The following is a 22431-nucleotide window of genomic DNA, read 5'->3' as shown; positions in this document are numbered from 1 at the left end:
CTTGATTGTTTATACATTGCTACGCATCATTATAACTAACAGGTAATTCGTCTCTTAATTTGTATTATTTAAGGTACAATTTTTGGTACACATCACGCTTACCATTCTATCTTACCAAAAAAATTTTGGTTTGGTATAAGAACCGTTTTTTCGTGACTTTTACCAAGGCTTTTATAATGAAATTCACCTTTCCAGGCTGAGCACCCCACTTTCAGGTATTCTGTACGATATTAATAGGAGAAAAATCGGTCATCTTCTGTCTCTGCTGAGATAATAGTCTACTCTCTGTCCGATCGGGTTGAACAAAGGATAAAACTGATGCGATAGTTTCTGCTGCAGCTGCGATGTGAATGAAAGCACTCGCGGTCTCCTGCAAAAAAGAAGCTGCACTACATAAAAATCTGATCGAAAAAGAGAACTGCTGCAGCTGGCAGGTATCCGCCCCCGTTAAACAGAAAAAAACGACATCCCGCAGAATGCCGTTTATTTTCGTATATGTCTTCAGCCCTGTTTATGCAGAATGCAGCAGTTTCAACTGCCTTTCCTCCGCTATGCGAAGCTCTGCCCCTGTTCGCACAGAACTCGGAGCACGGGCATGCCGAAGGCACTTTCTTACAGTTCTGCCTTGAGCTCGTCGACTTTGTCCAGGTGCTCCCATGGAACGTCGATGTCGGTTCTTCCGAAATGACCGTAAGCTGCTGTCTGACGGTAGATCGGTCTCTTCAGGTCCAGGTCTCTGATGATTGCGCCCGGTCTCAGATCGAAATGTCTCTTTACGATCTCAGCCAGCTCTTCGTCGTCTTTCTTTCCTGTTCCGAAGGAGTTTACGGAAATGGAAACCGGCTCAGCGACGCCGATTGCGTAGGCAACCTGCAGTTCACAGCGGTCAGCCAGTCCTGCGGCAACCAGGTTCTTGGCAACCCATCTTGCAGCATAGCATGCAGAACGGTCTACCTTTGTAGGATCCTTTCCGGAGAATGCGCCGCCGCCGTGGCGCGCGTATCCGCCGTAAGTATCAACGATGATCTTGCGGCCGGTCAGTCCGGAGTCGCCCTGCGGTCCGCCGATTACGAAACGGCCTGTCGGGTTGACGATGAAACGGGTCTTGTCATCCAGATACTCTGCCGGAATGATCGGCTTAATGACGTGCTCGATGATGTCCTTCTTAATCTGTGCCTGTGTGACGTCAGGGCTGTGCTGTGTGGAAACCAGAACAGTGTCTACGCGCTTAACCTTGTCGTCATCATATTCTACGGTAACCTGCGTCTTTCCGTCCGGTCTCAGATAGTCCAGAGTGCCGTTCTTTCTGACTTCGGTCAGGCGGCGTGCCAGCTTGTGCGCCATCTCGATCGGCATCGGCATGTACTCCGGTGTCTCGTTGCAGGCATAGCCGAACATCATTCCCTGGTCTCCTGCTCCGATCTTATCCAGATCATCCTTATCGGAAGACTCCTTGTATTCCTCAGCCTCATCAACGCCCATAGCGATATCGGAGGACTGCTCGTCGATAGCGGACAGTACTGCGCATGTCTCACAGTCGAATCCGTACTTTGCGCGGTCGTATCCGATGTCCTTCAGAACTCCTCTTACTGTGGATGGAATGTCTACATATCCCTTGGTGCTGATTTCTCCCATAACCATAACATAGCCTGTAGTTGTGGTTGTCTCGCATGCTACACGGCTGTCCGGATCCTGCGCAATCAGCGCGTCCAGAATCGCGTCAGAAACCTGATCGCAGATTTTATCAGGATGTCCTTCTGTTACAGACTCAGAGGTAAATAATCTCTTCATTTCTGCTAACTCCCTTCAGTTTGCATAAGTATCTTGTAAAAAAAAATCCTTTTCCATACGAGAAAAGGATTGATCTTCAAACCTTTCCTCATCTTTCAGGAGGGTCCTGCTCCTGTAGGATTTGGCACCTTGTACGATTCCCCGTAACAGGTTGCCGGGCTTCATCGGGCCTATTCCCTCAGCCGCTCTCGATAAGGATTTATTGCTTCTATTATATTAAATCTATAGTCCGGCGCAATATACAACCACAGCTATTTGTCTAACTCGGCGAATTCCGCCGCGCTCCTGAGGAATTTTTCCATCGTCTCACAGTTGTCGAAGCGGACTCTGGCGCTCTGCGGCTTTCCGCCGCCCTTTCCGCCAAGCGGCCGCGCGAGTTCGTTTACCATCGCCGCACAGTCATTTTTTGTCCCCTTTCCGTCGGACAAAAGGAAGACCGCCTGCTCCGCAGGCTTCACAAGGAAAATCACGCCGCTGACGGCTTTTCTCAGTTTCTTCTGGACCCTCAGGATTTCATCGTTCGACAGGTCGTTCAGCTCTTTCATGAGGCCCGGATGAAGATTCTGTCGGATCTCTTCCGCCGCCGCATTCACCCTGGCCTGGCGGAGCTGATAAACTTCATTATGCAGCTCATCCTCCTTCTGCATGAGGCGGTCCAGTTTTTCCAGAAGGTCCTGTTCGCCGGCGGAGAGCCGCTCGCCTGCCTGGGTCAGTACATCATACTGGCGCTGGTAATTTTCCAGCGCCCGCTTTCCGGCATCAAAGTAAATCCGGGTCCGGCCGCGGTTCTGCTCGACCTTGTAGACCTTGATCAGGCCCACCTGGCCGGAAGAGTCCGGGTGGGTTCCGCAGCAGGGGCAGCAGTCCAGCGGATGCGCAGGATCCCCTACGGTAACCACAGAAATGTCCTCGTCAAAATTCAGCATTTTCCGAAGCGGCATGGCTTCTGCCTCTTCACGGTTCTTGAAATAGCTGACCTGAATCGGTGCATCCAGCCAGACCACACGGTTGGCCTCGCGCTCCGCCTCCAGCGCCATCTCCCAGCTTACTTTAGAATAGTCCGGAAAAGAATCCAGTTCCGCCATCCGCGTCACTTCTCCCTCCGGGCGGAAGGCCGCGTCGATGGTCATGCAGTCCTCACCCATGTGAAATCCCTGATTGAAGGCTCCGAACAGGCGGTGCAGGGCTCCGGACAGAATGTGCTCGCCGGCGTGCCTCTGCATGTGATCAAAGCGCAGGTCCCAGTCCAGCTGAAGCGCAAGAGAATCTCCCTCCTTCAGTTCTGCGCCGCTTTCAGCTTTAAAATAGTGGAGCAGACGGCCGTCTTCCTCCTGCACATCGGTTATTTCCAGTGTTTTTCCATTCTTCGTTACGGCCCTTCCCCGGTCGCTTCCCTGGCCGCCTCCTTCCGGACAAAATACAGTCTGGTCAAGGATCAGGGCGCTGCCCTGCCTGCCTTCTGCGATTTCCAGCAGCTGCGCGGTACAGGTCTTCTGATATACATTTTTCTGATACAGACGTTCCGTCATCATGCACTCCTTGCTTATTCTTTTTGTTCTGAAACTGCCGCAGCTACTCTCTGATCAGGTCCAGAAAATCCTCAAAATCTGCCATTCCGCTCATCAGGAAGTTATTCATGACGGGCTCGCTGAACAGCAGGTTCTGTTTCATTTTCAGATATCTGGCGACCGGGGAGGTCAGGAGGTCAAATTCCAGTGTCTTCGCGTCCATCGGGGTGTTGCTGGAAATGACGAGCTGGCCGATGTTTCCCATATAGTAGATGCCGATCAGATCATCATAGAGATGGAAGTCGCTCTTCAGCGCATGGTCGTTGTTCGGACGGTAGAGCATATAGGTTGTGCCTTCGTCTTCCTGGACAATCATGGCGCGCTTTAAAAGCCGGCTGGACTGGCGTCCGAAGCTTTCCAGCGGTCCGGTGTAGTCGAATACCATGACGTACTCTTTATGGAGCAGATTCAGATATGCCTCCTGGTCGGTAATTTCCATCTTTTCCCGGACGATAAAATCCGTGATTTTCTTGCTTCTGCCCTTAAAGCTGAACCTGCTCATCAGCAGGTAGAATTCACTGGAGTCGTCAGATTCTGAGACAATGGTCCGGCAGTCCAGGCTGTTTTCATCTTCCGGATCATCTTCTGTATGGTTGCTGAAGACGCCCATGTGGCCGTATTCAGCGAGCAGATCATGGCTGATCTCTCCGTCGGTCAGGACGGACACGGCGTCCCAGTCCCGGTCGGTGTAACGCATGAGAAAGTAGTTGACCGCCTCCACGCGGCTTCTCGGCCGGATACAGGATTTTTCCAGGAGCAGGCGGCTTTCCATCCTTGTCAGATTATCTTTTGACAGAAGGAGGAACTGGTACATCGGCTGACCGTCCGGAAGATCGAGCTGCTTTCTGCGGTTAAATTCCGCGTACTGGTGGACCAGATGCACGGCCTCTCGTTCGGTGACGGCGAGCTTGGAACCGCCGAGGCCGCCGATATAGGATGCTTCCAGGTCTTCCTTCTCCTCATCGCCCGGGTCCATCAGATAATCGAAACGGTCAAACCCGTATTCCACGGCATCGAAGTAGAAATACTGCAGAAATTCATCATGCGTGCCGCCGATGATTCTCCAGCAGATTCCCAGGCAGACCACGCCCATCAGACGGGTGTCGGTAATCCAGGCATGCTGAAAGCTCAGTGCACTGCGGTCCATGTATAGGGTGCCGGACGGCCGGGAAGATTTCTCCGGCTTGTCTTCCGGATGGGAAAGTCCGCCTTCCAGAACGGTAAACTTCTTATTCTTCATGCCATCCTCCTTTCTGCGTTATTTCTGTGATTCAATGATGGTTCGTAAATACTGGTTCTGAAGGTTTTTACGCCTTCTGCATCAGATAGGCAACTTCTGACGGGCTGAGCCTGCGAAATCTGCCCGGTTTCAGGTGGCCCAGCACGATATTTCCGTAAGCGATGCGCTCCAGTTCCAGCACGTGGCTTCCGACGGCTTCCAGCATGCGGCGGATCTGGCGGTTCTTTCCTTCATGAATCGTCATTTCCAACACGGTGGAATGCTTATTGCACTTCAGAACACGGACATGGGCCGGGGAAGTCTTAAAGCCGCCGATGTTCACCCCGTTTCTCAGAAGCTGGAGCTGACGATGGCTCAGGCTGCCCTCTGCGCGGAGTACATAGGTCTTTCCGACCTCATGTTTCGGATGGGTCAGATGATAGGCAAAATCGCCGTCGTTGGTCAGGAAGAGCAGTCCGGAGGTCTGGAAATCCAGACGTCCCACCGGATAGATGCGCTCTTCCACTTCCTGCATGAGATCCATGACCGTCGGTCTTCCTTTATCGTCGTGCACGGATGTGATGCATCCTGCCGGCTTGTTCAGCATATAGTAGACCTTATTCTGCTCGGCGTGGCGGACCGGCTGTCCGCAGACGATGACTTCATCGCCGTCCTGCACGTCGTATCCCGGCTGTGTGAGGACAGCTCCGTTGATTTTTACCTTGCCCTGGCGGATCAGTTCATCCGCTTTTCTTCTGCTTGCGATTCCCGCTTCTGCGATGTATTTATTGATTCTCATGGAAATCTCTCCTTCGTGTAGAAGAGGCGGCGGCAAACGCCGCCGCCCTTTGCAGGATATATTCATCTGATTTATTCTGCGTCCGGCTCCAGATCACCAAGTGCTTTTGCCACCTGGATCATGACCGCGCATTCCATACGCTTTCTGAAGATCTTGCAGCTGTAATCGTAGACGCCCTTAATGCTTCCGGTTCCGTGGTAGGCGTTGGCCGCACATCCGCCGGAGCAGTACAGACGCGCCCAGCAGCTTCTGCACTCTTCTCTTGCGTAGACGTTGCACATCTTGAAGTCTTCCTTGATGTCCTCACGCGTGATGCCGTGCCAGATGTCTCCCATCTTGAACTGCTCGTCGCCGACGAACTGATGGCACGGGAACAGGTCTCCCCACGGGGTAACCGCGTAGTACTCTGTACCGGATCCGCATCCGGAAATCCTTTTATAGATGCATGGTCCGCCCTGAAGATCCAGCATGTAGTGATAGAAAACGACCGGCTTTCCGGCTTTTTCCCTCTCCATCAGCCATTTTGCGAGGATCTCGTACTGATGGAAAATCTCCGGGAGGTCTTCCTCGGTCAGCGCATACGGCTCATCCGGGGAACAGACGACCGGCTCGATGGACAGGCGGTCAAATCCCAAGTCTGCCATATGGAACAGGTCCTCGGTGAAGTCCACGTTGTTGTGCGTGAAGGTTCCGCGGATATAATACTCCTTGTCCCCTCTGGCTTTGACCAGTTTCTGGAATTTCGGAACGATGACGTCGTAGCTTCCGCGTCCGTCGATGAACTTTCTCAGGTGGTCATGCACTTCTTTTCTGCCGTCCAGACTCAGGACGACATTATTCATTTCTTTATTCGTAAAGTCGATGACATCATCGTTGATTCCGACACCGTTGGTGGTCAGTGTAAAGCGGAAATGCTTGTGGTTTTCTTTTTCCAGAGAACGCGCGTAAGCGACGGTCTGCTTGACCACATCCCAGTTCAGCAGCGGCTCGCCGCCGAAGAAGTCAACTTCCAGGTTGTAGTGGTCGCCGGAATTGGCTACCAGCCAGTCAATCGCCTGTTTTGCGGTATCCAGGCTCATGATCGCGCGTTCACCATGGAATCTTCCCTGACTGGCAAAGCAGTAGGAGCAGTTCAGATTGCAGGTATGCGCAACATGGAGGCACAGCGCCTTGACTTCTGTATGACGCTCTTTCAGAATGCCCGCGCTCGGCTCCCAGATATCCTTCGCAAACAGCTTCTTCTGCTGCTCCAGTTCGTCGATGTCCGACATCGTCTGATCAATGTCCTCAGGCGTAACATCGTCTCTGTCATTGTATTTTGCCAGAATCTTTTCCCTGACAGAGGCACGGTCCGGCTCTTTTCCCTGATCTTTTGCTTCACAAAAAAGCTGGATGATGTCGTAAGCGACATCATCCACGCAATGTACAGAACCGCTGTTTACGTCCAGAACAATGTTGTATCCGTTCAGCTTGTACTGATGAATCATTACAGGCTCTTCTCGCACTTCTGGTTCGCAACGCCGCAGGAAGTCTTGCATGCACTCTGGCATGAAGTCTGGCACTCTCCGCAGCCGCCGTCTGCAATGCTCTTGTTCAGATCTCTTGTCTGGATCGTTTTAATTCTCTTCATGATAATCACGCCTTTCTGTTGATAGGATATATTTATTCATATTTTACCGGTACTGTGCGCTGTTGTCAAATTTTACCGGCGTGTTGATGGTGTCAAGAGGTAGTGGGAGTTTTTGTTGACAGATCTCCAAGCTTTTTCTGCGAGCTGTACGCAGCCTATGCCTGGAACGCCTCCCGGCTCCCTTCGCGCATGCTCACGCTTCCGACTCCGCCGGCCCTCTCCGGGCCGTCGATCGTCTGGCAGCGAGGCGCTCAGAAGTCCATGCATAGGCTGCGTTACAGGCTCACGCTCAATCAGCTTAGCAGGTCTCTTGCCACTCCACAGCTCTTGATCAGCATCTGGGTTCCGGAAGCTCCATCCATGACAAAAGGCTCTCCTTCAAAAATACTCCAGTCATGCAATTCCTCTTTCGCCTGTTGAATGACATGATCCGCATATTCAGCGTATTTCTCCCGAAGAACGTTCTCAGCTTTCTCCTTATGCAAATCCTCTGCTTTCAGTTCGCCGCCATTGATCAGGTACACTCTGATATCGCTCAGCCTCCCAAGCCCTTCATCGCTCCATCCCTGCGGCTCACGGCTAAACCGTTTCGACAGAATATGACTGACCAGTCCTTCTGTGCAGCTTCCCGGCATATCTTTCTTGAACCGGTTCACGATTGGCTTCCAGTTTCCGTTCAGATAGACGCCGAATCGGTTGACTTTTTCTGTCAGCCTCTTGTCTTCCTTCGCGTCATCCAGCAGTTCCTGTATGCATCGATCGGCTCTGCTTCGATCATTTTTTTGCACGGCGTCCATGATCACCGTTTTCACTCTTCTCTTTGGAAAACTGCCTGCCAGTGACCGCAGGGCCTTCTGGAAATGAAACCCATCCATAACGTGAACAACATTGCCAAAATCGTCCAGTCCGTTCCTGATCCAGTTTCCGCCGTCTCCGTGAAGCACGATCTTCTCCAGCACATCCATGTCATATTTCTTTTCGATGAACCCTTCTACGGTCTTCCACAAACGTCTGGTATTGAAATTCTCATCGACAAAGCTCACAGGCTCTACAGTCGCATTCCGATGGGTACCGATCGGTCGTATTCCTTCTGTTACGGTCACCAGCGGAACAATCCTGCTCCGCTTTCCCGGCTTCTTGCCTGCTTTCTGCATATGCACGTGGTCCTCATCAGCAAAAACATGGAGCACACTGACCTTTCGTTTCGCCTTCGGCACTGCGGCCTCTGGAACATTCACTTTCATGATGCAGTTCCTCACTGTCTGTCTGCTCAGTTCGCCTCCCGTCACGATATCAGAACTCTTCGCATAGGATACGTAGGCTGCATGCTCGGCCAGCCACTTCCCTATAACCCGGTCGACGCGTTCATACTTTGGTAGGCCGAGGATCTCATCCAGAAGGAATCGATGCTTCCCGCTGTTCTTGTCATAGTAATAGCTCCGATCGATTCCGATCGCGCCGAATTCTGTGTAGATCGTCCGCTTCCTGTCTCTGGCTTTGATCGTGAATCCGAGCTGTTTTCTGCCGGCTTTGTCATTTCTCAGTTCCTGATCGAGCCCCTCCGCAGCTGCACGGATGAACCTGGCGGTCGTTTCCTTGCAGTATCTCATGAGCTTCGCGCTGGTCTCTTCCCATTTCATTCCTTCGTGAGGTTTTAATGTTTCCAGAATATTTTCCAGGAATTCCGTTGCGATTTCATGTATAATAGATGCCATAGGGATCTCCTTTCGAGTGCATAGATGTAATTGTTTCACTATTATCTTAGCACTTGGAGATCCCTTTTTCAGTTTCTAAAACCCCACTAATACTTTACACCCTCCGGCGTGTTAGATGGTGTCAAGAGCTAGTGGGAGTTTTTGTTGACAGATCTCCAAGTTGTTTTGTGAGCTGTACGCAGCCTGTGCCTGGAACGCCTCCCGGCTCCCTTCGCGCATGCTCACGCTTCCGACTCCGCCGGCCTTCTCCGGGCTGCGTACCTTCGGACCCGTCCTCGGTACGCCCTGTGTGTCCTGTCACCGTTTCCGTGCATTTCATGCCCGGAACGGTTCCATTCCACACAGCTGTTTCCTTCCCCGGATTCAGGCCGTCGATCGTCTGGCAGCGAGGCGCTCAGAAGTCCAGGCATCAGGCTGCATTACAGTCTCACGTTCAATCAGCTTAGCAGTTCTCTTACTGCTCCACAGCTCTTGATCAGCATCTGAGTTCCGGAAGCTCCGTCCATGACAATAGGCTCTCCGTCAAAAATACTCCAGTCATGCAGTTCTTTTTCCGCATGCTGGATGACACGGTCCGCATATTCAGCGTACTTCTCCCGGAGAATATTCTCAGGCTCTTTTTTCTGCAGATCACTCGCCTTCAGTTCACCGCCATTGATCAGATACACTCTGATGTCACTCAGTCTTCCGAGCCCTTCATCGCTCCATCCCTGCGGCTCACGACTGAACCGTTTCGACAGAATATGACTAACCAGTCCTTCTGTACAGCTTCCCGGCATATCCTTCTTGAAACGATTCACGATTGGCTTCCAGTTCCCATTCAGATAGACACCGAATCCGTTGACTTTTTCTGTCAGCTCCTTGTCTTCCTTCGCGTCATCCAGCAGTTCCTGTATGCACCGGTCAGCTCTGCTTTGATCATTTCCCTTCACAGCATCCATGATCACTTTCTTCACTCTTCTCTTTGGAAACCTGACTGCCAGTGACCGAAGGGCCTTCTGGAAATGAAAACCATCCATAACGTGAACTACATGACAAAAATCGTCCAGACCATTCCGGATCCAGTTCCCGCCGTCTCCATGCAGCACGATTTTCTCCAGCACATCCATGTCATATTTCTTCTCGATAAATCCCTCTACCGTCTTCCACAGACGTCTGGTATTGAACTCTTCATCGACGAAGCTTACCGGCTCTACCGTCGCATTCCGATGGGTGCCGATCATCCGGATTCCTTCTGTCACTGTCACCAGTGGCACGATTCTGCTCCGTTTTCCGGGCTTCTTTCCTGCTTTCTGCATGTGCACGTGATCCTCGTCAGCAAAAACATGGAGCACACTGACCTTTCGCTTCACCTCTGGTACTGCGGTCTCTGGAACATTCACCTTCATGATACAGTTCCTTACCGTTTGTCTGCTCAGTTCACCTCCCGTCACGATCTCAGAACTCTTCGCATAGGATACACAGGCTGCATTTTCAGCCAGCTTCTTTCCTACGACCCGGTCAACACGTTCATACTTTGGCAGTCCAAGAATCTCATCCAGAAGAAACCGGTGCTTCCCGCTGTTCTTGTCATAGTAATAGCTCCGTTCGATCCCGATCGTCCCAAATTCTGTATAAATTGTCCGTTTCCTGCCTCTGGCTTTGATCGTGAGTCCGAGTTGTTTCCGGCCAGCTTTGTCATTCCTCAATTCCTGATCAAATCCCTCTGCTGCCGCACGAATGAACCTGGCGGTTGTTTCCCTGCAGTACTTCATGAGTTTTGCGCTGGTTTCCTCCCAATTCATTCCTTCGTGAGGTTTTAGTGTTTCCAGAATATTTTCCAGGAATTCAGCTGCAATTTCATGTATAATAGATGGCATAGGGATCTCCTTTCGAGTGCATAGATGTAATTTCTTCACTTTTATCTTAGCACTTGGAGATCCCTTTTCCAGTTTCTAACCTCCCACTAATACTTTACACCCTCCGGCGTGTTATACTCTACAGCTTTTTACAGATTTCCGCAACTACATCCGCGATTTCTCTTCCGTCACCGTCAACGGTGATGTCTGCATGTTTCTCATAGTAGGGTGTCCGCAGATTGTACAGGTCCGCAAGGGTCTGCCCTTTTTCCATGGTCACGCCCCGGCTGTCCAGATTATCCAGACGCTTTTCTACGGTCGATTCCTGAATCCGGATATACACGACTTTTCCTGTCTTCCGCAGACGCTCAATGGCATCTTCAGCGAAAATTGCGCTTCCGCCCGTCGCGATGACGGTATTTCTCGCATCGATCGAAAGCAGCGCGCGTCGCTCCGCATCTGAAAAGTAGTCGTTTCCGTCCGCATCGATAATTTCCTGAAGGGTCCTGCCCTCCTGACTTTCGATGACATCATCGACGTCCAGGAACTTTTTCCCGGATGCTTCCGCCAGGGCGGCACCCACCGTACTTTTCCCGCATGATGGCATGCCGACCATGATTACATTCCCTTGCTCCTTCATTTTTGTCTCCAATTCCTCATTCTGAATACTTTCTTCTTCCCTCTCCTGTCTCAGAATGCCCTCTTCAGATATCTCCGGCAGATCGTCCAGGCTCTCCAGCCCCAGCTGCTCCAGAAACTTGTCTGTCGTACCGTACAGAATCGGCCGTCCCACCCCCGAGGAACGCCCGCGGCTCTCGACCAGTCCTTTATCGATCAGGCCCTCCACGACCCGGTCGCACTTGACGCCGCGGATCTGGTCGATCCGTCCGCGGGTCACCGGCTGCAGATAGGCGATCACGGCCAGTACCTCCAGGGAAGCCTGGGAAAGCCGCTTCTCCTTAACCGGTGTGCAGAGTCTGCGGACAAACTCCGCGTTCTCCGGCGCTGTGATGAACTGAAAGGAGTTCCGGATTCTGCGGATGCGGATGCCGCTGTCCCGGCCCTCATACTCTTTCTGAAGCTCCAGAAAGAGCTGAACCGCCTCATCCTCCGTCAGGCCGAAGACCTTTGCCGCATCCCTCGCCGGGAGCGGACGCCCCCAGACGTACAGCATCGATTCCAGCGCGGATTTTATTATTTCTCTGCTTCCGGTCATGAATCTCCCTTCTCTTCTGTATGCTCATCTTTTCCGGATGTATTCTCTCCTGCTCCATCCTCATCGGCTCTTTCTGCCTCTTCTTCAGGCGAGAACTGCTCCAGCGGCCGGCTTCCGGAAGAAAGCTCAATCTCGCCGTACAGCCCCCACTGGCGGATGTTCAGATAGTGTCCCCGCACCATCTGAAGCACAGCCAGGAAACTGACGATGGCGTCCATGCGTGTCCTGGACGGCACCAGCTGGCGGAAATCCAGCACATCCTTCCTGCCGGTTTTCAGAAAAACGTCCCGGATCATGGCCATGCGGTTTTCCATGGTCTCCTTTTCCCGGCGCATTGTGGTATATCGCTTTCTTGTGTCCTCCAGCCGCTTCTTTCTGTGAAGAAATGAAGAAAAGGCACGGATAAACTCTTCTGTTCCCAGACGCAGATACTCATCCGGATGTTCCGTGTAATCCGACAGATCCTCCTGCGGCTTGACATACACATCTTCCATCTCGCGGGCACGCTCCTGCAGGGCCTTCCCCGCCGCCTTGCACCGCTTATATTCCAGCAGCTGCTGAACCAGGTCTTCACGCGGGTCTTCACGCACTACGCCCTGATCCTTCTTTTCCTTTTCCGCCCCCGGAAGCAGCATCTTCGACTTGATTCTCAGAAGTTCCGATGCCAGCACCATAAACTCCGAGGAAAGCTCTATATTCCAATCCTGCATCTGATGCAGATAAGTCATGTACTGCTCCGTGATCTCCGAAATCCGGATGTCATAAATGCTCATCTCCGAACTCTCGATCAGATAAACCAGAAGATCAAACGGCCCTTCAAACTCCGGCAGAGTAACCTTATAGCTCATGAACCAGTCTCCGCAGGCTCTCCGTGTACGGCGGCCGCGCGATTCCCTTCTCCGTAATTACGGCGGTGATGTACTTATGGTCCGTGACATCAAAGGCAGGGTTGAAGGTCTTTACCCCTTCCGGCGCCATCGGCTTCTCGTACCACATCCGGTAAAGCTCTTCGTCGTCTCTCTCTTCGATGACGATATCGCCGCCGCTTTCAGTGTCGAGATCAATCGTCGAAGTCGGCACGAACATGTAGAATGGAATGCCGTACTCCTTAGCCATAATCGCGACCTGCGACGTTCCTATCTTATTGGCGCCGTCTCCGTTGGCCGCCATCCGGTCACATCCGACCACAACTGCCTGAATCCAGCCCTTTCTCATGGCAGAAGCCGCCATATTATCGCAGATCAGCGTAACATCCACACCGGCCTTTTTCAGTTCCCAGGAAGTCAGCCTGGCCCCCTGAAGCAGCGGCCGTGTCTCATCTGCGTAAACATGGAATCCATAGCCCTGCTCTTCCCCCAGATAAACCGGTGACAGACAGGTTCCGTAGCGGGCCGTGGCCAGCGCTCCCGCATTGCAGTGGGTCAGAATGCCCATGCCCGGCTTAAGCAGCGTCAGCCCGTACTCGCCCATCTTTCTGCAGGACTCCACGTCCTCCTTGAAAATCTCGTCCGCCTCATCCAGCAGCAGCTGTTTTGCGTCTTCCACACTTCCTGTAAAGGAATCCAGCCGCTTCAGCAGGCGGTTCAGCGCCCAGCTCAGATTGACCGCCGTCGGGCGGGAAGAATTCAGGTACTCCGCTGTTTCGCCGACCTCCTTCTTAAACGCCTCCAGGCTTTCCGCACGGCTGTCCCGGACACTGACATACAGCCCGTATCCCGCCGCATCTCCGATCGCCGGCGCCCCGCGCACCATCAGCTTCTTAATGGCGTCATAAACGTCTTCCTTCGTCTTCAGTTCAATATATTTTTCTTCATTCGGCAGACGGGTCTGGTCCAGAATAACCAGTTTTCCGTCCCTGAATGCGATCGTTTCAAACTTCACTTCTGTCACTTCCTCACTGTCTGTCGGACAAAATCCACCCGGCAAGAGAAAACCGCCTCTTCTGCCGCTCCCCGCCGTTCCGCTGTTTCAAACATACGTGGATATATTCTAACATCATCACACCCTGTTCGCAAACTCTTCATTCTGCTCGATGGTGTCAAGAGCCAGTGGGAGCAGATCTCCAGGCATTTTCATGATCTGTATGCAGCCTGATGTTCAATCAGCCTCGCAGATCTCTCCCTGCTCCACAGCCGCCGTCTGTACGCTGCCACTCACCCGATTTTCGGCATGAAAAAAGAGACTGCCATAAACAGCCTCTCTACCAGGACACCGCCGCATAAAATCATTTCACCGAAAGGAAGGGAAAAATCATACAAAAGGAAACGTTCTGCGGCATGTGCCAGAGTATTCAATTGAACATGAAGATCCGCTCTGCGGATTAATTATCGTATCCGTGGCTTTCCATGTAGTTGTCGATGTTGTTCTTTACAGCCAGACGAACCTTGGCCGGACGTGTGGATGCACCGCGTGCCGCAGCACCTGTTCCTGCGCAGTAGCCTGTGATCGCCTTGGTGTAGTTTCCGTTGAAGTAACGGAGATTGTAGGCCAGGTAAGCAGATCCTGTCTTGATGCTGTACTTTGCCTTAAACAGCTTGCTCGCAGATACTCCGCCGAAAGTTCTTCCGAGCTGCGCGGTGGTCTGCATGATTCCGTAGTAGCCTGCCGGATTATATGCACGCTCTGTAAATCTGCTCTCGCACTGGGACATCGCCATCAGCACTCTCGCGCTGACATTGTACTGCTGTGCGTAATTTACATATGTGTTAGCCAGCTGTCTGGACTTGGAAACACTCAGTGAAGAATTCTGGGTTCTCATGTAGGCAGCCAGTCCATTAATCGTAGTCGACGATGCGGCGTGTGCCTGCATACCAAATCCTGCTGCAAACACAATCGCGATTGCCATAAGCAAACCTGCGGTCATTTTTTTCATACAAAATGTCATTTGTGAAACACTCCTTATCGCTTCTAAAAATAGTTAACAGATCAGCCTGATTACTGATCCGGAATCCTGTACATTCTGTCCTTCTTGCTTTGGACTGCTCGGATTCCGTTTCGCTGTTCAACATGGTCCTATTATAACGGAATTTCTTAAGAACCCTTTAAGGATTATAGAGTCTTCACGGTTTCTTCACAAAATAATAGCGTAATTCAGTTGTGCACACAACGAATTACGCTATTTATATGTGTTCGTGACACAAATGTATTCGATTTTCCTTAACTTCTCTTAAGTTTCCTTTAAGAGTCTCTTTTGTTTTGATCTGCCTCTGATGAAAAACCTTCACTGTACTTCTGCTGCTCTTTCGAGTCCCATTTTTCCATTCTCTGCTGCTGCTTTTCCTCCCTGTTGGTATCAACCGCCTTGATATGCGGAAGCTTGTGGTTCGGGTCAGTCAGGAACACATACAGATATATACCTGCGATTGCCATCAGGACGATCGCATCTTTAATCAGTTCGCGGCTGACCAGAACTGCAGCCATTCCCATAATACCGCTGATTCCATACAGCATCAGCACAGCACGGCGCTGACCGAATCCGGAAGCCATCAGGTGATGATGCAGATGGCCTTTATCCGCCTCCATAATCGGTCTGTGATTGATCCAGCGGCGGAAAATCGCAAAGAAGGTATCAAAAATCGGAACGCCGAGAACGATGACCGGGATGACAACCGCAATCACCGTAGACCTCTTCAGCGGCCCGACAACCGACATCGACGCGATCATAAATCCCAGAAACAGCGAGCCGCTGTCTCCCATGAAAATGCTTGCCGGATAGAAGTTATAAGGGAGGAATCCCGCGCAGCTTCCCGCCAGCGAAATCATCGCGCAGCAGACCGGAATCATTCCATAGGTATCTCCGTGAATATAGGCAACATAGGCGATCGTCAGCGCCGCAATCATCGCCACACCGGCAGCCAGACCATCCAGTCCGTCCACCAGATTGATCGTGTTGGTAATTCCGACAATCCACAGCACGGTGACAATGAAGCATACAGCCGTTCCGAAGTGCAGATCACCGCTGCCGAAATAATTGGAGATCAGCTTGATCCGAAGTCCCATGGCGTACATCAGAGCGGCAATTAACAGCTCCACACCGAATTTCAGTTTCGCCGATAGATTCTTCAGATCATCCAGCACACCCAGGGCATAGACCATGCATCCGCCCACCGCTGCCGCCATCATGCCGGAGTGGTTGTGCAGAAAAAAAAGGATCGGTATAATCGTTCCCAGGAACATCGCCATTCCGCCGAAGCGCGGAATCGGATGAGTGTGCATTCTCCGTGAATCCTTAGGAATGTCCATGGCGCCGATTCTCGGCGCGATCCACCTGGCCACAGGAGTAACCGCCAGAGAAATGACAAAGGACAGGCCGAACAGGAGAAATACGGTAAATTTAGTGATCTGCATCCTGTTTCACCTCTTCTGTCTTTCCGGAATTTTCTTCCGGTCCGTCCGGATGCGGCAGGTATTCAATGTCCATTTCCGCCTCGTCCAGAATTTCCTTTGCCAGCTCATCCGGATACCCGTCCCGGACGACGATCCGCTTCAGTCCGGCATTGATAATCATCTTGGCGCAGATTCCGCATGGGCTGTTGGTAATGTAAATGGTTCCGCCTTCAATGCTCTGTCCCAGGGTCGCTGCCTGGATAATCGCGTTCTGCTCAGCATGAAGCGCGCGGCAGAGTTCATGACGCTGACCGGACGGAACATGCAGCTTTTCTCTCAGGCATCCGCCCATCTGCGCACAGTGTTTCAGTCCCTTCGGCGCGCCATTGTAGCCGGTGGCGATGACGTGCTTATCCTTCACGATTACCGCGCCCACATGCCGCCTGAGACAGGTCGACCGCTGCGAAGTCAGTTCCGCCATCTCCATAAAATATTCATCCCATGACATTCTGTTATCGATATATCCCCGATCTGCCATATTCTCCTCGTTTTCTGCCGAATTACATCAGGCTGCTTTCTCTTCACTATACAGCCAGCTCTTTTTCACGATCTGCAGGCTGATTACAGACATCCTGCACAGCGTTTCATGCGCTCTGCATCATAGTAGATTTCCTTCAGGTAGAGTCCCTGAGGAGGCGCCGTCGGTCCCGCCTTCTGCCGGTCTCCGGACGCGATGATTTCCGCCGCCGCTCCCGGCTCCATCCGGTGAAGTCCGATTTCAATCAGTGTTCCGGCGATAATCCTCACCATATTATACAGGAATCCGTCGCCGGTCACTTCAATTTCCACCGACGGCCCGTCAGAAGAGCCTGAGGCGCTTCCCGCGCCCTCTCCCCGCCTGACCTGAAGGCCGTAAATCGTCCTTACCGTTGTCAGCCGCGGATTGGATCCTGCTGCCTGAAAACACTGAAAATCATGCTTTCCGATAATCGATGCTGCCGCTTCATTCATGGCCTGAAGGTCCAGCGGCCGCTCCGTATGGCAGTAGTAATTCCTGCAGAACACCGGCATTTCCTCAAGATTCCAGATCTTGTAGACGTAAGTCTTTCCGACACACTGGTATCTGGCGTGAAACTCCGGCGGGACTTCTTCCGCCCGAAGAATCCTCAGGTCGCTGTTTTCTCCCGGTTCCGGCGTTCTGCCGTTCAGAATCCGGTTGACGACCAGCGGAATTTTTTCGACCGGCAGCCCGTATTCTCCCTGAAAGCTTGCCCTTTGTCCGAGGGCATGAACCCCGGCGTCCGTTCTGCTGGTTCCGTCCACAGAGACCGGAAATCCCAGCACCCGCGTCAGCGTCTCTTCCAGGAGCCCCTGCACCGTCCGCACATTCGGCTGGCGCTGCCATCCGCAGAAGCGCGTTCCATCATATTCAATTGTCAGAAGAACATTTCTGACCGTCATTTCCGACCCCGTTTCTCCTTACGCGCGCGGCAGAATAATTTTTCTTTTCTCTTTCTTCTCTGCACGGCGGTAAAGGACGAAGCGGCGTCCGATCGCCTGCACGAACTCCGCGTCCAGCTCTTTCGCCAGTTTCTGGCAGGTTTCCTTCGGGTTCAGCGTGCATCCCTCCTGAATCTTCACCTTCACCAGCTCCGACGCCTTCAGTTTATCATCGATCGATTTAACGACCATCTCGGAAAGTCCTGCTTTTCCGATATATACAGTCGGATCCAGCTTCTGCGCGAGACCCTTTAAATAACTTCTCTGTTTACCTGTAATCATTCTGATTTCCTTTTCATTCTCCGTCCTTCCCGTCATCTGGGAAGAGACACTTATCCGATTTATCTTACCATAATTCCGGCGCTCCCGCTATTCCTGCGCCATAATTCCACACAGACTACACTTTTCTGGACAAAATTTACCCTTTCTGACAGATTTCCGCAAGGAAAAACCGGGTAACCGCGCTCCGCGCATCCCGGTTCATCCAGAAAATTCCATTTTACACTTCCCCGGCCATCCATTCTGAAACCCGGCCCTCACATCTAAATCCAGGAACTGACCCAGATTCCGATATGATCATGCAGAAAGAGGAAATAGATGACCGCCGACAAAAATACATAGGGCGCCATCGGAACAGCATCTCCCTTCTTCACCGTCTTTCTGGCAATCCTTATTACCAGATGCCCCGCCGACAAAAGCGCCGTCAGGATGAAGATGGAAAGCATCCCGTACACCCCTCCGGCCAGTCCGACCGCCGCAAAAAGCTTGATGTCACCGCCTCCGACCGCCGGCTTTTTATATGCCATCCTTCCAATCAGGGCACCGGCTCCCATAATGAAAAATCCAGTGCAGGCACCCAGAAGCATATCCTTCCAGCCGTTTACGTAGGGAATCATGCCGATGCTGCTGACCGCCAGGAGAATTACCAGCTCGTCCGAAATGATCCGGTACTTCTTATCCCCGATGGCGATTTCCAGAAGAAGCCAGAAGATACAGAGCTCCGCAATCCCGTATCTCCAGTCCCTGCAGAATCCATACACAGCCGCCGCCGCAAAAAACATGGAAAACACGTACTTCCACGGGTAACTCTTCACCCTCTGCCCGTCCGTATTCAAAAGTTCCTCACAGGGCTTCTCCCCGTAGTCCGTGAACCACTTCGCCGGCATATGATTAAACAGATATACGGCGCCGTTTCCCATCAGAATGCCCGCCAGTACACCGGCGAGGGCTTTTATGATGATGGCGAGGGCTGTCATTCCAGTATCCATGGTGTTTCCTTTCTGTTTTCGCAGCTTCGCGGCTGCCGGTTGTCAATTTCATATCATCAATTCGCAGATCCGGTGATGTCGCCGCTTCCGATGCTGTCGCTGGCGGTATTCTGAATCCTGCTGAATAAATTCTGGACAAGACCCATGTTCTCCAGCATATCTCATCGCTTATAGACAAAAAACTCTGCAAAAAAATCACAGAGCTTGAAATATCATTAAATATCAGATTTACGTCTGACCGTTTTTGAAGCAGCCAGCGCAGCCCGGTCAGACTCCGGCAGCGCCTGCAGCAAATTTCCCTTTAACCCGATCGCAGATCCTGAAACAGACACTGGAATCCGATATAAAATCAGTCGTTTTCAGTATCTGAATAGCAGGATCAAGGCAGCATCCGGTGATGACGCTTTGCGAAGCATCGCTGACGAGACAGAAGACGTGCAGCTAAAATGACGAGCGGTCGGAGCACCGTTACCGTCACCCGTTTGCGACGACCGCCGACATTTCCTGCACGTCTTCCTTTACCTGTCTCCGTCTCGTCCGATGCGGAGCTCGCCGCCGGAAGCAGCTGATTCCCGCAGCTGCTGAAAAGCCACTGAAAAGACTACTTCTTATTCGGCTTCCAGGAGCTCTTCAGACTCGCGATCCGGTTAAAGACCTTTTCCGAATCCGTCGTCAGCTTACTGTCCGCAATGTAATAACCATGGCGGAAGAACTGGAAACGCTCTCCCGGCTGTGCATCTGCGATGGACGGCTCTGCGTAACCCCAGGTATCGCCCATGGAGGCTTCGTTGAAGATAAAGTCTCCGTTCTCGTCGACGTTCATCAGCTGCTCCAGGTTGCGGATGCGGATTTTTACGGCTGTGGATGCTTCCACGAAGTGGATAGTTCCTTTTACCTTGCGGCCGTCGCTGCTGTTTCCGCCCTTTGTCGCCGGATCATATGTGCAGTGCAGTTCCTTGATGGATCCGTCCTCGTTATGGATGACCTCATTACACTTGACGAAGTATGCGCCCTTGAAGCGGACTTCGTTGCCCGGGAAAAGGCGGAAGTATTTCTTTACCGGGACTTCCATGAAGTCGTCGCCGTCGATCCACAGTTCTCTGGAGAACGGGATCTCGCGCTGTCCCAGATCCGGGTTGTTTCTGTTATTTTCAACCGGCAGCATCTCCTTCTGTCCTTCCGGATAGTTGGTGATGATGACCTTGATCGGATTTTCTACGACATTTCTGCTGACGACCTGGTTCTGGAGATCGTTTCTGACGAAGTGCTCCAGCATGCCGACGTCAACGGTGCTGTTGGACTTGGATACGCCGATTTCCTCGCAGAAAGCGCGGATGGCTGCCGGTGTGAATCCTCTTCTTCTGATTCCGGCGATGGTCGGCATTCTCGGATCGTCCCATCCGTCGACCAGTCCCTCGTCCACCAGTTTTTTCAGCTTGCGCTTGCTGGTCATGGTATTGGTCAGATTCAGGCGGGCGAACTCGATCTGCTTCGGCGGATGAGGCCAGAAGCCGACTTTCTCCAGCACCCAGTTATAAAGAGGACGGTGGTCCTCAAACTCCAGTGTGCAGACGGAATGGGTGATTCCCTCAATCGCATCCTCGATCGGATGCGCAAAGTCATACATCGGATAGATGCACCACTTGTCTCCTGTGTTGTGATGGGTGACGTGAGAGATTCTGTAGATGATCGGATCTCTCATGTTCAGGTTCGGGGAACTCATATCGATCTTAGCGCGCAGAACCTTTTCTCCATCTCCGTAAGCGCCGTCTTTCATCTCGTGGAAGAGTTTCATGTTCTCGTCAACGCTGCGGTTTCTGTACGGGCTTTCTTTGCCCGGCTCGGTCAGGGTTCCGCGGTCTTCTTTAATCTGCTCTGGTGTGGAATCGTCCACATAGGCCAGGCCCTTCCTGATCAGCTCTTCTGCGGCTTCGTACATCTTATCGAAGTAGTCGGATGCCCAGCAGAGCTTGTTCCAGTCAAAGCCGAGCCACTTGACGTCTTCCTTGATCTGGCGGACATAGACTTCGTTTTCCTTTGTCGGATTGGTATCGTCAAAACGCAGGTTGCACTTTCCGCCGTATTCTTCTGCAAGACCGAAGTTCAGGCATACCGACTTCGCATGGCCGATATGCAGGAATCCGTTCGGCTCAGGCGGAAATCTCGTATAGACTTCCCCTCCGTAAGTTCCTTTCTCATTATCTTCATCAATAATATTTTCAATAAAATTCTTTGGTCTGGTTGTTTCCGCCATAATCCTTACCATCCTTTATGCAGTTTTTTATCGTATATAAAAGTTTTTGCGATCTTTATCCTTAGTCTTTAATTCTATCATAAATTCTCTCTGCAGAAAAGGACGTGCGCCTCATCCTTCAGTATATCCTTCTGATTTTCCAGTTTTCCTTCGATAACCATGACCAGAAGCTTCTGCAGAAGGGCGCCGATTTGTCTTCCCTGAGGAATCCCTGCATCGATGAAATCCCGGCCGGTGACCGCCAGTTGTTTCAGATTCCAGGCCTGCCCGGATTTCAGGATGTTCTGAAGTTCCTGTCCGGCTTCTTCCGCATCCTGCGCTGATTTTCCTTTTTCCGGATAAACTTTCCGGATATCCAGCATATCGGAAACAGCCTGTCTACCCCAGCGCATCATCTGAAGGCGAAGTTCTGTATTATCGCAGCTGACCGTCTCCCGAAGTGCTTCCTGGATCTGTTCGCAGCTTCCGATCGTCTGATGGTCCAGACGCAGGTCCCGCAGGGCTTTCCGCAGCTTTTCCGGAAACACCACGCTGAGTCTTTCCGTAAGTTTTTCCGGAAGTTCACGGATTCTCTGAAGAACCGGATCGTCTGCCATCGGAAAAATCCCGCATTTCTGAAGCTCTGTCCGATAGTCTGGAAGAACCTCGGAAACACCGGTACCCATAACAAGCTTCGTAAATTCAATGCCGACCCGCTCTCTCGCGACTTTCCGGACCATCTCCGCCATCTCGCGGACCGCTCCTGCTGTCTCCTCTTCAATTTCAAAGCCCAGTTTGGAAGAAAAACGGAGTGCCCGGAGAATTCTCAGCGCGTCTTCGGAAAACCTCTTTTCCGGCTCTCCGACGCAGCGGATCAGATGCTGTTTCAGGTCTTCTCTTCCTGAAAAAGGATCGATCAGCCCCTTCTCCGGATCATAGGCCATCGCATTGATAGTAAAATCTCTTCTGGCCAGGTCCTCTTTCAGACTGCGCGTAAAGGTCACGTCATCCGGATGTCTTCCGTCGCTGTAGGTCCCGTCAATCCGGTAGGTCGTAACCTCCACCGGCTTCCCCTGTGAAATCGCGGTTACTGTCCCGTGCTGAATTCCCGTATCAACAGAACGGAGCCCGATGAAACAATCCTTCATTTCATCCGGCTCCGCCTCTGTACAGACATCCCAGTCGTCCGGCGCAAGGCCGAGGATGCTGTCGCGGACACAGCCGCCGACTACATACGCCTCGAACCCTCCGTCATGAAGCCTCTTCAGCACTTCGGTGACATATTCTGGTATGTTGATATTCACGTGTATACTCCTGATGCGCTCTTG

General features: G+C 52.0%; 19 protein-coding genes and 1 riboswitch. All 19 genes read right to left on the bottom strand.

Annotated elements, in window-relative coordinates:
• Positions 1-612: 612 nt before the first annotated feature.
• Positions 613-1791, bottom strand: a complete 1179-nt coding sequence (metK, locus tag ACI77B_RS04285; protein WP_409337532.1) for a methionine adenosyltransferase — start codon at positions 1789-1791, stop codon at positions 613-615.
• An 85-nt stretch (positions 1792-1876) separates the two neighbouring features.
• Positions 1877-1989: riboswitch (SAM riboswitch) on the bottom strand.
• A 53-nt stretch (positions 1990-2042) separates the two neighbouring features.
• A complete protein-coding gene (locus tag ACI77B_RS04280) occupies positions 2043-3323 on the bottom strand; it encodes an alanyl-tRNA editing protein (protein WP_409337531.1) in 1281 nt (426 codons plus the stop codon).
• Between the two features lie 40 nt (positions 3324-3363).
• Positions 3364-4599, bottom strand: a complete 1236-nt coding sequence (locus ACI77B_RS04275) for a hypothetical protein (protein WP_409337530.1) — start codon at positions 4597-4599, stop codon at positions 3364-3366.
• 67 nt (positions 4600-4666) lie between these two features.
• A complete protein-coding gene (locus ACI77B_RS04270) occupies positions 4667-5377 on the bottom strand; it encodes a pseudouridine synthase (protein ID WP_409337529.1) in 711 nt (236 codons plus the stop codon).
• Between the two features lie 71 nt (positions 5378-5448).
• Entirely contained in the window at positions 5449-6864 is a 1416-nt protein-coding gene (gene scfB, locus ACI77B_RS04265) for a thioether cross-link-forming SCIFF peptide maturase (RefSeq protein WP_409337528.1), read from the bottom strand.
• On the bottom strand, positions 6864-7007 hold the full coding sequence (gene scfA / locus ACI77B_RS04260; protein ID WP_178263096.1) for a six-cysteine ranthipeptide SCIFF: 144 nt from the start codon (positions 7005-7007) through the stop codon (positions 6864-6866). The genes scfB and scfA overlap by 1 nt, the downstream gene beginning before the upstream one ends.
• A 293-nt stretch (positions 7008-7300) precedes the next feature.
• The gene (locus ACI77B_RS04255) at positions 7301-8722 is read right to left on the bottom strand and encodes an ISLre2 family transposase (RefSeq protein ID WP_409336044.1); all 1422 of its coding nucleotides are present in this window, start codon (positions 8720-8722) and stop codon (positions 7301-7303) included.
• 437 nt (positions 8723-9159) lie between these two features.
• Complete coding sequence (locus ACI77B_RS04250; protein WP_409335832.1) at positions 9160-10581, bottom strand: ISLre2 family transposase; 1422 nt, start codon at positions 10579-10581, stop codon at positions 9160-9162.
• A 118-nt stretch (positions 10582-10699) separates the two neighbouring features.
• Entirely contained in the window at positions 10700-11776 is a 1077-nt protein-coding gene (scpB, locus tag ACI77B_RS04245; RefSeq protein ID WP_409337527.1) for an SMC-Scp complex subunit ScpB, read from the bottom strand.
• On the bottom strand, positions 11773-12624 hold the full coding sequence (locus ACI77B_RS04240) for a segregation and condensation protein A (protein WP_409337526.1): 852 nt from the start codon (positions 12622-12624) through the stop codon (positions 11773-11775). The genes scpB and ACI77B_RS04240 overlap by 4 nt, the downstream gene beginning before the upstream one ends.
• Entirely contained in the window at positions 12614-13666 is a 1053-nt protein-coding gene (gene mtnA / locus ACI77B_RS04235; RefSeq protein WP_409337693.1) for an S-methyl-5-thioribose-1-phosphate isomerase, read from the bottom strand. Before mtnA ends, ACI77B_RS04240 begins: the two co-directional genes overlap by 11 nt.
• Positions 13667-14096: 430 nt before the next feature.
• On the bottom strand, positions 14097-14621 hold the full coding sequence (locus ACI77B_RS04230) for a transglycosylase SLT domain-containing protein (RefSeq protein ID WP_409337525.1): 525 nt from the start codon (positions 14619-14621) through the stop codon (positions 14097-14099).
• A 332-nt stretch (positions 14622-14953) separates the two neighbouring features.
• Positions 14954-16123: a glycosyltransferase family 4 protein gene (locus ACI77B_RS04225; RefSeq protein WP_409337524.1), complete on the bottom strand. Its 1170-nt coding sequence runs from the start codon at positions 16121-16123 to the stop codon at positions 14954-14956.
• Positions 16110-16640: a deoxycytidylate deaminase gene (locus ACI77B_RS04220; protein WP_409337523.1), complete on the bottom strand. Its 531-nt coding sequence runs from the start codon at positions 16638-16640 to the stop codon at positions 16110-16112. The genes ACI77B_RS04225 and ACI77B_RS04220 overlap by 14 nt, the downstream gene beginning before the upstream one ends.
• 83 nt (positions 16641-16723) lie before the next feature.
• On the bottom strand, positions 16724-17563 hold the full coding sequence (truA, locus tag ACI77B_RS04215; protein WP_409337522.1) for a tRNA pseudouridine(38-40) synthase TruA: 840 nt from the start codon (positions 17561-17563) through the stop codon (positions 16724-16726).
• Between the two features lie 18 nt (positions 17564-17581).
• The gene (gene yhbY / locus ACI77B_RS04210; RefSeq protein WP_409337521.1) at positions 17582-17884 is read right to left on the bottom strand and encodes a ribosome assembly RNA-binding protein YhbY; all 303 of its coding nucleotides are present in this window, start codon (positions 17882-17884) and stop codon (positions 17582-17584) included.
• 260 nt (positions 17885-18144) lie between these two features.
• On the bottom strand, positions 18145-18870 hold the full coding sequence (locus tag ACI77B_RS04205) for a prepilin peptidase (protein ID WP_409337520.1): 726 nt from the start codon (positions 18868-18870) through the stop codon (positions 18145-18147).
• Positions 18871-19471: 601 nt separating this feature from the next.
• Complete coding sequence (locus tag ACI77B_RS04200) at positions 19472-21124, bottom strand: glutamine--tRNA ligase/YqeY domain fusion protein (protein WP_409337519.1); 1653 nt, start codon at positions 21122-21124, stop codon at positions 19472-19474.
• Between the two features lie 77 nt (positions 21125-21201).
• Positions 21202-22407: a CCA tRNA nucleotidyltransferase gene (locus ACI77B_RS04195; protein ID WP_409337518.1), complete on the bottom strand. Its 1206-nt coding sequence runs from the start codon at positions 22405-22407 to the stop codon at positions 21202-21204.
• Positions 22408-22431: the final 24 nt, after the last annotated feature.

Origin of the sequence: Eubacterium sp. F2, assembly GCF_046244355.1 — a bacterium.
In the GTDB taxonomy this organism is placed as follows: Bacteria; Bacillota; Clostridia; order Peptostreptococcales; family Anaerovoracaceae; genus Aminicella.
This window is presented reverse-complemented; position numbering and strand designations above follow the sequence as displayed.

Excerpts from the sequence above, each read along its gene's own strand:
- metK (WP_409337532.1), bottom strand. The coding sequence starts at position 1,791 with ATGAAGAGATTATTTACCTCTGAGTCTGTAACAGAAGGACATCCTGAT.
- ACI77B_RS04280 (WP_409337531.1), bottom strand. The coding sequence starts at position 3,323 with ATGATGACGGAACGTCTGTATCAGAAAAATGTATATCAGAAGACCTGT.
- ACI77B_RS04275 (WP_409337530.1), bottom strand. The coding sequence starts at position 4,599 with ATGAAGAATAAGAAGTTTACCGTTCTGGAAGGCGGACTTTCCCATCCG.
- ACI77B_RS04270 (WP_409337529.1), bottom strand. The coding sequence starts at position 5,377 with ATGAGAATCAATAAATACATCGCAGAAGCGGGAATCGCAAGCAGAAGA.
- scfB (WP_409337528.1), bottom strand. The coding sequence starts at position 6,864 with ATGATTCATCAGTACAAGCTGAACGGATACAACATTGTTCTGGACGTA.
- scfA (WP_178263096.1), bottom strand. The coding sequence starts at position 7,007 with ATGAAGAGAATTAAAACGATCCAGACAAGAGATCTGAACAAGAGCATT.
- ACI77B_RS04255 (WP_409336044.1), bottom strand. The coding sequence starts at position 8,722 with ATGGCATCTATTATACATGAAATCGCAACGGAATTCCTGGAAAATATT.
- ACI77B_RS04250 (WP_409335832.1), bottom strand. The coding sequence starts at position 10,581 with ATGCCATCTATTATACATGAAATTGCAGCTGAATTCCTGGAAAATATT.
- scpB (WP_409337527.1), bottom strand. The coding sequence starts at position 11,776 with ATGACCGGAAGCAGAGAAATAATAAAATCCGCGCTGGAATCGATGCTG.
- ACI77B_RS04240 (WP_409337526.1), bottom strand. The coding sequence starts at position 12,624 with ATGAGCTATAAGGTTACTCTGCCGGAGTTTGAAGGGCCGTTTGATCTT.
- ACI77B_RS04230 (WP_409337525.1), bottom strand. The coding sequence starts at position 14,621 with ATGGCAATCGCGATTGTGTTTGCAGCAGGATTTGGTATGCAGGCACAC.
- ACI77B_RS04225 (WP_409337524.1), bottom strand. The coding sequence starts at position 16,123 with ATGCAGATCACTAAATTTACCGTATTTCTCCTGTTCGGCCTGTCCTTT.
- ACI77B_RS04220 (WP_409337523.1), bottom strand. The coding sequence starts at position 16,640 with ATGGCAGATCGGGGATATATCGATAACAGAATGTCATGGGATGAATAT.
- truA (WP_409337522.1), bottom strand. The coding sequence starts at position 17,563 with ATGACGGTCAGAAATGTTCTTCTGACAATTGAATATGATGGAACGCGC.
- yhbY (WP_409337521.1), bottom strand. The coding sequence starts at position 17,884 with ATGATTACAGGTAAACAGAGAAGTTATTTAAAGGGTCTCGCGCAGAAG.
- ACI77B_RS04205 (WP_409337520.1), bottom strand. The coding sequence starts at position 18,870 with ATGGATACTGGAATGACAGCCCTCGCCATCATCATAAAAGCCCTCGCC.
- ACI77B_RS04200 (WP_409337519.1), bottom strand. The coding sequence starts at position 21,124 with ATGGCGGAAACAACCAGACCAAAGAATTTTATTGAAAATATTATTGAT.